The 14,609-nt window shown below is 64.1% G+C and carries 11 protein-coding genes and 1 other annotated feature; of the genes, 1 reads left to right on the forward strand and 10 read right to left on the reverse strand.

The annotated features are described in order from the left end of the window. The first annotated feature begins 297 nt into the window (after positions 1-297). Positions 298-1,767, forward strand: a complete 1,470-nt coding sequence (gene pyk, locus ACOOHP_RS13630) for a pyruvate kinase (RefSeq protein ID WP_420467034.1) — start codon at positions 298-300, stop codon at positions 1,765-1,767. A gap of 81 nt (positions 1,768-1,848) precedes the next feature. Here the strand turns inward: pyk and ACOOHP_RS13635 are convergent, their stop codons facing one another. The 10 genes from ACOOHP_RS13635 to ACOOHP_RS13680 form a co-directional block, all read right to left on the reverse strand. After that, a complete protein-coding gene (locus ACOOHP_RS13635) occupies positions 1,849-3,312 on the reverse strand; it encodes a sensor histidine kinase (protein ID WP_420467035.1) in 1,464 nt (487 codons plus the stop codon). After that, positions 3,309-3,959, reverse strand: coding sequence for a response regulator transcription factor (locus ACOOHP_RS13640; protein ID WP_420467036.1), 651 nt, complete (start codon positions 3,957-3,959; stop codon positions 3,309-3,311). Before ACOOHP_RS13640 ends, ACOOHP_RS13635 begins: the two co-directional genes overlap by 4 nt. 288 nt (positions 3,960-4,247) lie before the next feature. Then, a complete protein-coding gene (locus tag ACOOHP_RS13645) occupies positions 4,248-5,990 on the reverse strand; it encodes a pyrroloquinoline quinone-dependent dehydrogenase (protein ID WP_420467037.1) in 1,743 nt (580 codons plus the stop codon). 46 nt (positions 5,991-6,036) lie between these two features. Then, positions 6,037-6,981, reverse strand: a complete 945-nt coding sequence (locus ACOOHP_RS13650; protein WP_420468713.1) for a quinoprotein relay system zinc metallohydrolase 1 — start codon at positions 6,979-6,981, stop codon at positions 6,037-6,039. A gap of 2 nt (positions 6,982-6,983) precedes the next feature. Next, positions 6,984-7,739, reverse strand: a complete 756-nt coding sequence (locus ACOOHP_RS13655) for a quinoprotein dehydrogenase-associated SoxYZ-like carrier (protein WP_420467038.1) — start codon at positions 7,737-7,739, stop codon at positions 6,984-6,986. A gap of 4 nt (positions 7,740-7,743) precedes the next feature. After that, positions 7,744-8,646, reverse strand: coding sequence for a substrate-binding periplasmic protein (locus ACOOHP_RS13660; RefSeq protein ID WP_420467039.1), 903 nt, complete (start codon positions 8,644-8,646; stop codon positions 7,744-7,746). After that, complete coding sequence (gene pedF / locus ACOOHP_RS13665; protein WP_420467040.1) at positions 8,639-9,049, reverse strand: cytochrome c-550 PedF; 411 nt, start codon at positions 9,047-9,049, stop codon at positions 8,639-8,641. Before pedF ends, ACOOHP_RS13660 begins: the two co-directional genes overlap by 8 nt. 101 nt (positions 9,050-9,150) lie before the next feature. Continuing rightward, positions 9,151-10,890, reverse strand: coding sequence for a methanol/ethanol family PQQ-dependent dehydrogenase (locus tag ACOOHP_RS13670; protein ID WP_420468714.1), 1,740 nt, complete (start codon positions 10,888-10,890; stop codon positions 9,151-9,153). Positions 10,891-11,180: 290 nt separating this feature from the next. Beyond that, positions 11,181-12,406 (reverse strand): IS3 family transposase gene (locus ACOOHP_RS13675; protein ID WP_420464642.1). Its coding sequence is split into 2 segments (ribosomal slippage): positions 11,181-12,121 and positions 12,121-12,406, totalling 1,227 coding nucleotides; the frame shifts between segments, so codons are not numbered across the junction. Next, positions 12,012-12,128: a sequence feature (AL1L pseudoknot), on the reverse strand. (Overlaps the previous gene by 117 nt.) A gap of 391 nt (positions 12,407-12,797) precedes the next feature. Beyond that, a complete protein-coding gene (locus ACOOHP_RS13680) occupies positions 12,798-14,318 on the reverse strand; it encodes an aldehyde dehydrogenase family protein (RefSeq protein ID WP_420467041.1) in 1,521 nt (506 codons plus the stop codon). Between the last annotated feature and the right edge of the window lie 291 nt (positions 14,319-14,609).

Below are 14,609 nucleotides of genomic sequence, written 5' to 3' on the forward strand. Positions count from 1 at the left end.
TTAAGGAGCTGGCTTAGGCGACCTTGCTTCTTCGTCGTCGCCGTCAGCGGGGAGGCGAATTCTACATAGGCGCCGAGGGGCGTCAACAAGCATTTTCTGGATATATGGCAACCTCATGATGCGAATGGCTTTTTAATTGTTTTAGGGGGATGTGAGACTGACCCATCGCGCGGAGACTGGTCATGGAATCGCCGGATTTCGGTCAAATTTTCGTCATTTTAGGGCCGACGATGGCCGCTGCCGCCTGAGATGGATGCCGAAAACGATAAGCTGGCGCGCACCAACAGAGAGGACAGCATGCGCAGCACCAAGATCGTTGCAACCCTGGGGCCCTCCACCGACGACGAAGCCAAGCTGCGCCGCACCCTGGGCGCTGGAGTAGATGTCGTCCGGCTGAATTTTTCGCATGGGCGCGCGGACGACCATCGGATCAGAGCCGAAGCGGTAAGGCGCCACGCCGATGCCCTGGGCCGGGATATTGGGGTCCTGTGCGATCTGCAAGGCCCGAAGATCCGGGTCGAAAGCTTCGTCGCAGGCCACGCCGAGTTGATCGAAGGGGCGTCGTTCGCACTGGACACCGAGATGGCGCCGGATGCGGGCACCGCGCGAGTCGTGGGCTGTGCGTACCAAGCCTTGCCGCAGGACGTTCGCGTGGGCGACACGCTGCTGCTCAACGACGGTGCCATCGTCTTGCGCGTGCAGGCAGTGGCGGGGAGCCGGGTCGATACTGAGGTCGTCGTGGGAGGCATCCTGGGTGATCGCAAGGGCATCAATCGTCAGGGCGGTGGGCTGTCGGCAGCGGCACTGACCGACAAAGACCGCGCCGACATCCTGCATGCCGTGGCGTTGGGCGCGGACTTCATTGCGGTTTCGTTCCCGCGAGAGGCCGAAGACATGCTGGAAGCCCGAAGGCTGGTCATGCAGGCCGGTGGTCGCGCGCAGCTCATCGCGAAGATCGAGCGCGCCGAAGCGTTGCAGAACCTGGAAGCCATCATCGAGGCGAGCGATGGCGTCATGGTGGCCCGCGGCGATCTGGGTGTGGAAATCGGCGACGCGGAACTGCCGGGATGGCAGAAGCGCATCATCTGGGCCGCGCGCGAGCGCAACCGCATGGTGATCACCGCGACGCAGATGATGGAGTCGATGATCTCCAGTCCGATTCCAACGCGCGCCGAAGTGCTTGACGTGGCGAACGCCGTGATGGACGGAACCGATGCCGTGATGCTCTCCGCCGAAACCGCCACCGGAAGATTTCCCGTCAAGGTGATCGAGGCGGTGGCGCGCGTATGTATTGGTGCGGAAGCGAGCCTATACCTGCGACCCGAGCCGATTCAGCGTCGCCCGGATGTTCATTTCCAGCGCACCGACGAAGCCATCGCCATGGCAACGGCGTGGACTGCGAACCAGATGCACGCCAAGGCGATCATCGCGCTCACCGAATCGGGCGCCACGGCATTGCTGATGTCGCGCACGGACACCCGGATTCCGATCTATGCGCTGACCCAGCACGAAGGGACCCGACGCCGCATGAGCCTCTGCAGAGGGGTCTATCCGATCGCCTTCGTGCCCAGCCGCCTGGACACGCTGGCGCCCGTCCGCGAGGCGGTCTCGTGCCTTGAGGAACGCGGAGCGGTGGCGGTGGGCGATCGCGTGTTGATCACCAAGGGCGATTTCACCGGCCCCGGCGGCACCAACGCGATGAAGATCGTTTCGGTCGGCGAGGTTCCGGCCGAGTTTCCGAACGTTGGCACGCCGCCGCTCTCCTGACAATCGCATCAAGCGGTAGTTTCTGTCCCCGACGTAGCAATCTGCATGAGGCCGGTTCGGAAGCCGGAAACGAATCCGCGTTCAGGCGTGCGTCTGTCCCGGCACGGCCGATGCTGACGGATCGGCACGGGCTGCGGACGCCGTTCCGCGCAGCTCCGCCCGCTGAGACCGCGCGACGCGTATGGACACCTCCACGATGGTCCCCGCTCCAGCGCGCGATCTAACATCGATCTGACCCGACAGTGCTTCGACTCGCTCGCGCATTCCGACCAAACCGAAGCCCGGGTATGCCTTGTCGGGATCGAAGCCGCAGCCGTCGTCGATGACCTGTAGCCGGACGCAGTCTCCGTGGACGTCCACACCGACCCAGACCTTGCGCGCGCCGGCATGCCGCGCCACATTGGACAGGCTTTCCTGAGCAATGCGATATAAATGCACCGCTCGCGACGCAGCGATACGGTCGACGTCGGATTCAATGTCGAAACGCAGGTCGGCCTCCGGATGGTCCCGGCGCCATCGATCGAACAAAGCTTCCAACGCGGCGGACAGCCCCAGGCTCTCGATGGCCGGTGGGCGTAGCCGATGGATCAGATTCCGGCTGAGCCGGTGAATCTCCGCGATGGACTGGCGCAGCTGCTTCAACCGAAGCTGCCGCTCGCTCTCCTCGCCCGCCGACATCCTTCCGATCCGGATCGTCTCCATCTCGATCGCCGCCACGTGATGTCCAATCTCGTCGTGGAGCTCGCGAGCCACCATTTTGCGCTCTTCTTCCTGTACATCGAGATTGCGCAGGTGCAGGCGCCGCACCACTTCGCGCGCCTGCGCCAGTCGGGCAGCCAGACCCTGGAGGCCCTGCGACAGCACCTGCATTTCGTAAGCACCGCTGTGCGACAGCCCTGGCGCGGCCTCGCCGCGACCGATCCGGTCCATAGCGCTCACCAGTTCCCGCAACGGACGCAGACCGCGCGAGACCGCTACGAAGATACATAGGTTGACCGCGAAGGCCAGCAAGCCCATCAGCACCAGCAGGCCACGCACATCCGTCCAGGCCTCGCGCAGTTCGTCACGAGGGTCGGTCACCAGATAGACGGTCAGCGGACCCGCCTCGGTTGCGACGCTGCGAATCACCGGCGGCTGACCTGCGTCGGCGCCCTTGGCGAACCAAGCCGGCACGCCTTCGACCTCAGCGGAAATGGCACAGGGTCGCTGCGGCTGCACGGCGGAGTCGACGGATACACATAAGTGCCGCCCGCCCGCATACGCGTCGCTCCAGCGGGTCAGCACGGCATGCATGCGACTTGCATCCTGGCCGCGCAGAAGGCTCAACGTCAGATCAAGACTGCTCTCGGCGGTGAGCAGGCTGGCGCCGATTTCGCGTTGAACCGCCTCTCGCGTGTTACCGACCGCGAAGATTGACGCCAAGGTCAGCGCGGCGGTGAGCAAGATGCCAATTGCGAGCGACAAGCGCCAACGCAATTCCATGGGGGTCCTGCGCTGCGCTCGGTCGGGCGACAGCGGCGAGCTTTTCACCGAAAGATTGCTCATGGTGGCGACACGATACCGGCAGCCAGCGCGATCCGGGCCATCTCTGCGCGATTCTCAACCTTGAGCTTGCTTCGAATGGCGGTGCCGTAATTGGCGATGGTCTTGGCACTGAGGCATAGCGAACGTGCAATCGATTCCACCGGATGACCTTCGGCCAGCTGACGAAAGATCTCGAACTCGCGCTCGGACAACTGCTCGAGGCCTGCGGCGCGACGGGAACTGCGCGAGCGGTCTGCCATCAGCGTCGGATCGATGAAGTCGCGCCCGGCCGCCACCGCCGTTACCGCCTCCACCAGCATTTCCGGGTTGGATCGTTTGCAGAGGTAGCCCTGCGCACCGAGACCGAGGGCACGGTCCACCATCGCCGGCTCATCATGCATGCTCACCACCAGCACCCGCGGCCTGGCGAGGCGACAACGCATCCGGCGCAGCACTTCCAGTCCGCCTGCACCCGGCAACGACAGATCCAACACCGTCACGTCGATCCCGCCGCGCAGAAACCGGCGATAGCCGGCCGCCGCGGTGGACGCTTCGGCGACAACCTGAAGGTGTCGCGTGCAGTGCAGCAAGTAGCGGTAACCCGCACGCACCAGCGCGTGATCGTCGATGAGAAGCACGCGGGTGTGTCCGGCGGCAGGTGGCGACATGGAAGATCACACTCCTGATTTTCACGAACTGTGCGCACGTACCAACTATTGCGCAAGCTCGGCGCGACCCTGATCCCGCGATCCTGCGGCCCGGAAAAGCACTGCGTGTCGGGATCGGGACGTTTGCTTCAGGCTTGTCTTGTCGTGCCGCGTCGTGCCGCGCCGCGCCGCCTGCGCCGTTACATGCTCAAACCCCGGGTGCGAGCCTGCTCCGTCGCGATGAGTCGGCACGCGAAGCGCAATCGGGCGTTTGGGTGTTTGCGTCGGAAGCCTTGTTGTTGCGACCCGCTAATCCGGCAAGCCGAACGCGATCACGGCATCGCCCTGCGGATAACCCCAGATCTGGCTGCCGCCGGCAGCGACGGCGATTCTGGATCGACCCTTGGATTCGTAGGCAATTGGCGGCGCGTTGACGCCTGCACCGCACTGGAACTGCCAAAGCCGGTCGCCGTTGGCGCCATCGAATGCGGACAGGTGTCCGTCTCCCTCACCGGTGAAGATCACGCCGCTGGCCAGTGCCAGTACGCCGCCCACCAGCGGCTGCGGAGTCTGCTGGGTCCAGGCCAGCGGTCCTTGCGCGGCCAGATCCACTGCGGCCAGAACACCCCAGCGGGGTTCGTCGATCGGCTCCAGCACCGAGTAGCGTTGGGCGGGCTGGTCACCTTGCGCCGCGATCTGCTTGAGCAGATAGCGCATCGGCATGTGCATGGCGGCGATGTAAGCACGCTGGCGTTGCGTATCCACCGCCACGGGCGACCAGTTGGCGCCGCCGGCCGCGCCCGGCGTGATCCGCACGCCTTCGGAGGTCGCACGCGCGAACAGATTTTCCTGCGGCACGAAAGCCTCGGATTTCCAAAGCAACCTGCCATCGCGCCGGTCGTGCACATAGAACCAACCGAGCTTGGATGCCTGCCCCAGGGCCGGCACGGTCTGATCGCCGACTTTGGTTTCGAACAGCACCGGCGGCGACGCCACGTCGTAGCCCCACAAGTCGTGAGGGACCTGCTGCGAATGCCACACGTAGCGTCCGGTGCGCGCATCGATCGCGACGATGGACGAGGTGTAAAGGTTGTCGCCCGGCCGGCCGCTGTCGTCCATCTGCGGGCTGGGATTGCCGACGCCGAAATACAAGTGGCCGCTCGCGGGGTCCAGCGCCGAAGTGCTCCACACCGAGCCTCCGCCGTAGCGCCAGGCATCCGGCCACTGTGCGGCGCGTGCGCGCTCGCCTTCGATATCGCGATCAAGCCCGATACCATCCGGCGTCGCGCGCACGTAATCGCCTTCCCAGCCGCCGTCTTCGGGACTGCGGATAGTGTCGAACTTCCATTGACGCTCGCCGGACACTGCGTCGAATGCGGCCAGAAAGCCGACGCCACCGTACTGGCCCGGCACCCCGATGACGGCGCCCAGCGGCGCACCGGCACGGGGCGAATCCAGGTGCAAGCCATAGCCGACCCCGGTGATGCCGACGATGACGCGACCTTCGAACACCAGCGGCGCCGCCGCAATTCCCACTCCGGAGCTGCCGGTCACCGCGGCGCTACCCATCGCCTCGGTACGCGCTTCGGTTTGCTTGGGTTGCGGCGCCACTTCCACGTCCCACAGCACCTTGCCGGTGGCGGCGTCCAGCGCAATCAGGCGGGCATCCACGGTGCCGACGAAAACGCGGCCCTGATCGACCGCCACGCCACGATTCGCGGGCCCGCAACATAATTTCTCGACCGTGCGCTTGTGCTCGTATCGCCACAGCTCGCGCCCGCTGTCGGCGTCGAGCGCAGCGACGTGCGAGAAGGGCAGAGAAACGTACATCACGCCGTCCACCACGATGGGCGTCGCCTGGAACGTGCCAACCACGCCGCTTTGCCAGATCCACTTGGGCACCAGTTTCTTGACGCTGGCAGTGTCGATATCGCGGATCGGCGACAGTCGCTGGTTCCCGGACGAGTGACCGTGCTGCGGCCATTCGCCGGCAGTCACGACCCCGTACGGCAACACCGCGGCGATGAGTAGGCCGCAACAAAACAATCGCATGGACTTCTGCCTCCCTAGCCGTGGATAACCGACGCTGTGGTGATCGTCAGGGCGATGGTGCCGGGTTCAATGTTTCGAGTTCGATGTCGGGATAAAGGTGTACCACGGAACGCGCGAACTCCTCCCCGAACACGGCCAACCGCGCGAACTGCAGCGGCACCGCGGTCTGCATCGCTTCGTTCAGATCCAGGCCTTGGCTGGCGGCTGCGCGCAGGCTCTGGCGCAGCCAGCGCAGGTAGTCGCGCGTCTGAGCAATGGCGGCGCCGTCGCGGATCACCGGCCCGTGCCCGGGCACCACGACGGCGTAGTCAAGCTTCTCGAGCCGGTCCAGCGCATCGATCCAACGCTGAATCTTCGCATTGGGGGTGGTCGGCGCACGTTCGAAAAATACGAGGTCGCCGGCAAACAACGTGCGGGTGCGCTGATCGAAGACCACAAGGTCCGCTTCGGTATGACCGGCCATGGCGATCAACTGCAGCTTGCGACCGCCAATAGTCACCTCGCCGGGCTGCGCTTCCTGCGTCGGGTTCACCGCTTCGGTGCCTTCCATCCAGCCGCCCACCATCCGGTAGAGATTGGCCGCGAGGTCGTCACCGACGCTACGGATGCTTTGCACCGTGGCTGGCAACGCAGCGATCGGCACATCCGAGAACGCCTGATTGCCCAGAAAATGATCGGGATGCGCGTGCGTCAGATACACCTGCGACACCGGCTTTCCGCTGCTGCGCTCAATGGCCGCACGCATCTGCTCGCCGTAGCGGCGCGAGGGTCCGGTATCGATCACCACCACGCCGTCATCGGTGACGATGTAGCCGGTGTTGACGATGTTGCCGCCGTTCTCGCGCGAAAAATGCTGAGTCAGGCCTTCGAACACGAACGCGCCATCTGCGACCGCCTTGGCCTGCAGTTGGTAGTCGAATGGGTCTTCCGCCGCGACCGCCGCCATCGTCCACATCGCGGCGCAGATCGCCGCAGCCCGCCGTCCTAGCATCCTCACGGCGCGACCCGCGCCGCGATCCGATTGCCCTGAATATCGCGCCCCACGATGTTCACCGGGCCACGATAATGCAGGTCCAGGCTCAGCACCGGGTTCTCGGAGACCGGCTCATAGGTCTTGACCAATGCCAGTTCTCCCCCGCCCTCATCAACCACACTCAGCGACTCCACGTGAAACACCGGAATCCCGGGAGCCAGCCCCGTATCCATCGGATGCATCACACGCAGCTTGAGGCGGCTTGCATGCTCGCCGCGCGGCCATAGGCCGCCGCTGACCTGATTGAGCTGATCTCGCCACAGGCCGCTGCCGGTACCAAAGCTGGGCGCGGTACAACCGCCGCCGCTGGCGGTCAGCCAGCCCCCACCGACATGCCAGACGCCGTCACGCGTTCGCGCGGCGGCGCGCACCGGCGTGGATTGCTCCACCTTGAATCGAAACGCAATGAAAGGGTCTGCCCGGATCGGGCGAAAGCTGAGAATCAGGGGCAAGGGATTGAGGTCAGCTATCAGCCGGATTTCCTCAATCCCCTCCAGTCCCTCGACTCGCGCTTCGACCGGAACCGACATCGGGTCCTCGGCCGAGGCCGGCAAACGCACTTGCACTCGGTCGTCGAACACCACGGTCCCACCGTCCAGATGTCGCGCCACCATGGCGTCCCAGCTCGGCGAGCGCAACGGATCGGCGGCGGTTGCGCCATGCGCCGCACCGGTCGTCAGGGCCCACCACAGCAACGCCGGCAGCGTGGCACGCACTCGGTCAGCTTCCGCCCGCCAGCGCGGTGCTCGGCGCTACGTAGTCGACGCCGTGCGCCGCAAAGATCTCCGCTAGCCTGCCCTCGGTTTTCAGGTCTTCGAGCGCCTTGTCGAGGGCGTCGCGCAAGGCCGTGTCGTCGGCCTGTTTGACTGCCATGCCGATGTCCCAGCTGGTGCGGAACAAACCCACCAGTTCCTGCTGCTTGAATTCGACCTTGCCGAAATCCGCCGCGCTCATGAGGCCCTGCAGCTCGCCGCGCGGCGCCATCACCGCGTCCACTTCGCCGTTCTTGAATGCCGTGACCGCCTCGACAAGCGAGCCGTGCCGAACCGCCGCGGTTCGCAGCCGGCCGTTGAATGCGCCGCTGAGGTAGTAGTCGCTGATGCTGTCGATCTCCACGCCCACTTTCTGCGTGCTCAGCGCCATCGGCGATTCGAACGCCTCCATGCGATCAGGGTGATACACCACGGTCACCGCCTCGTTGAAATAGGCGCCGAAGAACGCGACCTTGTCTTCCTGCGCAGCAAACTTCGGGTCCGCCGCCACATGCAGCATCACATCGGCGACACCACCGCCCAGGTAGTGCCCCTTCCACAGGTTGTTGCGCAGGTCGTCACCCATGCTTTCGTCGGCGGGGAACAGGCGCACCTTGGTCTGGAGGCCCAGTTTTTCAGCCAACGCGCGCGCAAGGTCGACGTCCACGCCGCTGGGGCCACCCTTGTCAGCCTTGTACGAATACGGCGGGAAAGCGTCGTACAGCGCCACTTCCAGCGTACCGCGCGCCTTGACGGTCTCCAAGGTGTCGAGCGCTTCGTCGTCGGCCACGGCGATCGAACCGCCGGCTAAGGCCATCAAGGCCAGCGCCGCGATCACCGGCGCAAGTCCGCCGCGCAGACGCTTATTCATCGGTGTACACCGTGTCGAGCCACGACCGGATCGCCCACACCGCTTCTTCGGAGAACACCTCGGAGAAGCCCGGCATGTAAGTCATGCCGTTACGGACCACGCCATTGCGGACTTTCTGCGCGTAGTACTCGTCGCCTTCCTCGCCCGGCGGCAGGTAACGAAGGTCCGGAGCGATCCCCCCGGAAACACCGCCAAGGCCGTGGCAGCGCGCGCAATTCTGGTTGTAGGCAGAGTCACCGATCTTGGCGGCCTCGGCGTTGCCACGATAGGGATTGACGGTCTGCTCGCCCTCAAGCTTGGGCAGACCCCCGATGTCGACGCCTTGCGGCGTCACATCGCCGTGGGCGTGCGCGACGGAAACGGAGAGCGCCAGCAATGCAAGGGCTGAGAGAGTCTTGTTCATGTTTCGAAGGCTTCTGAGAGGAGCGACGTCTATGGTAGGCCGCTGTTCACGAGAGAGGGGGCGGATCGCTCCGCCCCCTCGATGGACACACGAAACCGGCGTTAGTGCTGGGCCGCGACCTGGCCGCCCGACTTGTGCAGCTTGAACACCCACACCATGCCACCCTGGCTAATGTCCTTGACCTTCTTGGCCACGTCACCGCCCCACAGCGGCACCGCGCCGCCCCAACCGGAGAGCACCGCCACGTACTGCTCGCCGTCCATTTCCCAGGTGGCGGGCTGTCCGATCACGCCGGAGCCGGTCTGGAACTTCCACAACTCCTTGCCCGTCTTGGCGTCGAAGGCTTTGAAATAACCCTCCGGCGTGCCGGTGAAGACCAGGTTGCCCGCGGTGGTCATCACGCCACCCCATAGCGGCGCATCGTTCTTGGCTTCCCACACGATCTTGCCGGTGTTGGGGTCGATCGCACGCAGCGCGCCGATGTAGTCGTCGTAAAGCGGCTTGATGTTGAACCCGGCACCAAGATACGCCGCACCCTTCTTGTAAGTGATGGGCTCGTTCCAGATGTCCATGCCCCACTCGTTGGATGGCACGTAGAACAGGCCGGTATCCGGGCTATATGCCATCGGCATCCAGTTCTTGCCGCCGAGGAAAGATGGCGCCGAGAACACCGACTCGCCCTTGTCGGCTGACACCTTGGCGGGGTCGCCAGGCCGGTTGTTGGACTCGATGGGGCGGCCGGTCTTGAGATCGACGCCGCTGGCCCAGGTTTGCTTGGTGACGAAGGGCGAGGCGTTGATCAGCTTGCCGTTGGTGCGATCGATGACATAGAAAAATCCGTTGCGATCAGCCTTGGCGCCAGCCTTGGTGCCGTCCTTGAGATCGAACGGAATGAATTCGTTGACGCCGTCGAAATCCCAGTGATCGTTTGGCGTGGACTGATAGCTCCACTTGATCTTGCCGGTTTTGACGTCGATGGCCAGGGTCGAAGTGGAATACAGGTTGTCACCTGGCCGCAGATGCGCATTCCACGGCGCCGGGTTGCCGGTACCGCAATACACCAGCTTGGTATCGTCTGCGTAGGTGCATCCCAGCCAGGTAGCGGCGCCACCATACTTCCACATGTCGCCGGGCCAGCTCGCGTTGAGCTTGCCGGTGATGCCGTTGTCCTTGCCGTTGAGCGTGCCCATATGGCCTTCGACGGTCGGACGGCTCCAGATCAGCTTGCCGGTCTTGGCATCGCGCGCGTCAACCTTGCCGACAATGCCGAACTCGCCACCGGAAACACCCGTGATCACCAAGCCATCGACGATCAACGGCGCTGCCGTGTACGAATATCCGGCCTTGTAATCGCCGAGCTTCTCGTTCCATACAACCTTGCCGGTGTCCTGATTGAGTGCAATCAGGCGCGCATCCAGGGTGCCGAAGATGACCAGGTCGCCGTACAGGCCTGCGCCGCGGTTGATGACATCGCAGCACGGCATGATGCCGTCCGGCAGACGGTGCTCGTAACCCCAGATGCGCCGCCCGGTCTTCACATCCAGCGCCCAGATCCGCGAGTAAGAGCCGGTGATGAACATCTTGCCGTTGTGAATCAACGGCTGCGCCTGCTGCCCACGCTGCTTTTCACCGCCCAGCGAGAAAGTCCACGCCGGCACCAGATCCCCAATGGTGTTGGGGTTGACCTGCGTCAGGGGGCTGTGGCGCTGTCCATGCAGGCCTAGCCCCACGGTCAGCAGATCGTCATTCGACGCCGTGTCGTTCTTGATCATGGCGTCGGTGACGCCCGCCGCCGTTGCCACGCCGCTGCCGAGCGCCAGCAACACGCCGAAACACCACATCAACGGGGCCCGCGAAACGGACCCTCCCCGCAATCTGAACGCTTTCATAGTGACTCCTCCGAATCCTTATAGGGGCTACCGCTGGCAAGCTCTGCTGCGCGGCGGGGTGCCGTTAGCACTTTCGATGCCAGCTTCAGGATTAAATCCCATAAGCGGGGCAAAGACCACCGCTGGCAAGACCTTACTGCTTATTTCCGATTCAGTCGCGACTGCCGAGCTCGTCTGCCCAACGGCGACCCATAAAGCTGTACTGAACCGCCCCGGTTTTCCCGGAGGCTCGTTGTTGTGAGTCACGCCGCGAGGGCGAGACTCGGGATTTGTGAATAGTAGGCAGCTTCTGCTTCGGCGGGTGGGATGTCGCCAAGCGGTTCCATCAGTCGGCGATTGTTGTACCAGTCCACCCACTGCAGCGTGGCCCACTCGACGTCTTCGCGGCGTTGCCAGGAAGGCCGCCGGTGAATCACCTCGGCCTTGTACAAGCCGTTGATGGTCTCGGCCAGCGCGTTGTCGTAGGAATCGCCCACACTGCCCACGGAAGGTTCGAGACCCGCGTCGGCAAGACGCTCGGTGTAGCGGATCGACACGTACTGGACACCTCTGTCGCTGTGATGCACCAGCCGATCCGGGCCGACCGGTTTGCGCTCATGCAGCGCCTGCTCCAGCGCGTCGAGCACCAGGTCGGTCCGCGCCGAGGACGAAGCCCGCCAGCCGACGATGCGCCGGGCGAAGACGTCGATGACGAAGGCGACGTAGACGAAGCCCTGCCAGGTCGACACGTAGGTGAAGTCCGAGACCCACAGCTTGTTCGGCCGATCCGCCTTGAAGTGACGACGGACATGATCCAGCGGGCAAGGTGCGTTGGCATCACTCACCGTCGTGCGCACCGACTTGCCGCGGATGACGCCACGCAAGCCCAGGCGCTTCATCAGGCGCGCCACCGTGCAGCGGGCCAGATCAAAGCCTTCGCGCCGCAGTTGCCGCCACACCTTGCGCACGCCGTAGACCTGGAAGTTTTCGTTCCAGACCCGTTCGATCTCCGGCACCAGCGCTCGATCTCGCTGGTCCCTCGTAGAACGGCGCTGTGGGTCTGCCTCGCGAGCCGCGTGGGCGTAGTACGTCGACGGGGCAATCGGCAGCACCTTGCAGATCGGCTCGACCCCGTGGACCGAGCGATGCTCGTCGATGAACGCCTTCATCGTTTGAACGGGCGGTCGAGCTCCGCCTGCGCAAAATACGCTGACGCCTTGCGCAGGATTTCGTTGGCTTGGCGCAGCTCGCGATTCTCGCGCTCCAGCGCCTTGATGCGCTCGCCCTCGGCCGTGGTCAGGCCGGGCCGCACGCCGGCGTCACGCTCGCCCTGGCGCACCCAGCGCCGCAGCGTCTCGGCCGTACAACCAATCTTGGCGGCAATCGATTCGATCGCCGCCCACTGCGAGGTGTGCTGCGCCGCGTGCTCCGCCACCATCCGGACCGCGCGCTCCTGCACTTCCGGGGAATACTTCGATGCTCTGGTCATGGCTCCATTCTCTCAAGTGAGGGAGCCTCCGAGATTCCCGGGGCGGTTCACATCGCCATGTGGCAAGCGATGTGCCACTCACGTTTGTTCAAAAAAAACAAAAGTTTGGATGAACGGTATCGGGTTCTTGTACCGTCGCTGCCTCACCCCTGCCGCATTGCAGCGACACAGCGCTGTCCCGTTCCGGTGACGGTCCGCGCGACCGCACCGGTTGGCGATGTCCGTGACGCATTCGATCGAACCCCGGCAGGTCGTCGATACCAACGCAGCGACAAAAAAAGGCCGCTCCATGGGAGCGGCCTTGAGCGTTACCGGATGCCAGGTGATACGGGTGAAGAAACCCTCGTCTGGTCGTGATTCCCCCGGGCAAGCCAGTTACCGTCGGACGACCTCAGATCGCGCCACCCAAGCTGACGCAGACGCTCTTGGTTTCGAGGTAGTTCTTCAGCACTTCATGGCCCATCTCACGTCCCCAGCCGGATTGCTTGTAGCCGCCAAAGGGCATCGAGGCGTCGAAGATGTTGTAGCAGTTGACCCACACGGTGCCGGCCTTGAGTCGGTTGGCAATCTTGTGGGCCAGGCCAATGTTGGTGCTGAATACGCCGCCGGCCAGGCCGTACAGGCTGTCGTTGGCGCGGTCGATCAGAGCCTGGTCGACGTCCTTGAACGGCATGGCGGTGAGGACCGGTCCGAAGATCTCTTCCTGGACAACCTTCATCTGGTCGTTGGTGTTGACCAGGACGGTGGGTTCGATGAAGTAGCCGTTGCCGGTGACGGGGTTGCCGCCGCACAGGGCCTGGGCGCCTTGTTCGCGTCCGGAGGTGAGAAAGCCGGAGACGCGCTCGTACTGGGTCTGGCTGACCATGGGGCCCATTTCGGTGCTGGGGTCGAGGCCGGGGCCGAGTTTGATCTTCTTGCCGATGTCGGCAATGCCCTGAACGACCTTGTCGTAGACCTTTTCCTGGACAAACAGTCGGGAGCCGGCACAGCAGGCTTGGCCGTGGTTGAAGAAGATGCCCATGGCAGCGCCGGGGATGGCGATGTCGAGGTCGGCGTCGTTGAGGATGATGTTGGGGCTCTTGCCGCCGAGCTCCAGGGTGACTTTCTTGAGGTCGTTACTGGCGGCTTTGACGATGAGCTTGCCGACTTCGGTGGAGCCGGTGAAGGCGACCTTGTCGACATTGGGGTGGGCGGCCAGGGGGGCGCCGCAGGTCTCGCCAAAGCCGGTGAGGATGTTGACGACGCCGTCAGGCACGCCGGCTTCCTGCATGATCTCGGCGAGCTTGAGGCCGGACATGGGGGTCTCTTCGGCGAGCTTCATGACGACGACGCAGCCGGAGGCGAGCACGGGGGCGAGCTTCCAGGCGGCCATCAGCAGGGGGAAGTTCCAGGGGATGATCTGGGCGACGACGCCGACCGGTTCCTTGCGGGTGAAGGCCTGGTATTCGACGCCAGGGGTGTAGGGGACGGACAGCTGCAGGCTGTTGCCTTCGATCTTGGTGGCCCAGCCGGCCATGTAGTGGAAGATGTCAGCGGCCAGGACGACGTCGGCAGCCCGGGCAATGCTGATGGGCTTGCCGTTGTCGATGGATTCGAGCTGGGCGAGTTCTTCGGTGTACTTGAGAATCAGGTCGCCAACCTTCCAGATGATGCGACCGCGCTCGGAGGGGGTCATCTTGGTCCACGGACCATGATCGAAGGCCTTGCGCGCGGCAGCCACCGCGGCGTCAACATCGGCCTTCTCACAGGCGGCAGCGTGCCCGATCACCGATCCGGTGGCGGGGTTGTATACCTCAAAGGTCTTGCCCGACTTGGCCGCCACCCACTGGCCATCAATCAATACCTTGCGCGGGGTCCCGATAAACGCCTGTACCGACGGCAGCAACGCCGTCAAATTGCGATCTCCATCCATGACTTATCTCCTCGATGCGCCTGGCGATGCAGGCTGGCTGATTGAAAGCGTCGCGTCCCGGGCAGACTCCGCACCGGCGGCGCCCCACTAAGACCCGAACGCGAGAGCAAGGAACCTGCCAAGCGTCTTTCCGCCCGAATGACGAACAGTGCCTGGGTCAGGCCGCGCCAACCCAGACCGAACGCGAATTGCACTGTCACTCAAACAGGTCATTTGGCTCCACTGTGTTCCGGGGATGACACACACGAGAGGATCTTCCCAGAAAACATGCTTCGAATCCGACCCGTCGAG

Source organism: Panacagrimonas sp. (genome assembly GCF_965216805.1).
Lineage (GTDB): Bacteria > Pseudomonadota > Gammaproteobacteria > Nevskiales > Nevskiaceae > Panacagrimonas.

What these genes read in the sequence shown, in the direction of transcription:
- ACOOHP_RS13645 (WP_420467037.1), bottom strand. Translation starts at nt 5,990, where the DNA reads ATGCGATTGTTTTGTTGCGGCCTACTCATCGCCGCGGTGTTGCCGTAC.
- ACOOHP_RS13660 (WP_420467039.1), bottom strand. Translation starts at nt 8,646, where the DNA reads ATGAATAAGCGTCTGCGCGGCGGACTTGCGCCGGTGATCGCGGCGCTG.
- ACOOHP_RS13635 (WP_420467035.1), bottom strand. Translation starts at nt 3,312, where the DNA reads ATGAGCAATCTTTCGGTGAAAAGCTCGCCGCTGTCGCCCGACCGAGCG.
- ACOOHP_RS13680 (WP_420467041.1), bottom strand. Translation starts at nt 14,318, where the DNA reads ATGGATGGAGATCGCAATTTGACGGCGTTGCTGCCGTCGGTACAGGCG.
- pedF (WP_420467040.1), bottom strand. Translation starts at nt 9,049, where the DNA reads ATGAACAAGACTCTCTCAGCCCTTGCATTGCTGGCGCTCTCCGTTTCC.
- pyk (WP_420467034.1), top strand. Translation starts at nt 298, where the DNA reads ATGCGCAGCACCAAGATCGTTGCAACCCTGGGGCCCTCCACCGACGAC.
- ACOOHP_RS13670 (WP_420468714.1), bottom strand. Translation starts at nt 10,890, where the DNA reads ATGTGGTGTTTCGGCGTGTTGCTGGCGCTCGGCAGCGGCGTGGCAACG.
- ACOOHP_RS13640 (WP_420467036.1), bottom strand. Translation starts at nt 3,959, where the DNA reads ATGTCGCCACCTGCCGCCGGACACACCCGCGTGCTTCTCATCGACGAT.
- ACOOHP_RS13650 (WP_420468713.1), bottom strand. Translation starts at nt 6,981, where the DNA reads ATGCTAGGACGGCGGGCTGCGGCGATCTGCGCCGCGATGTGGACGATG.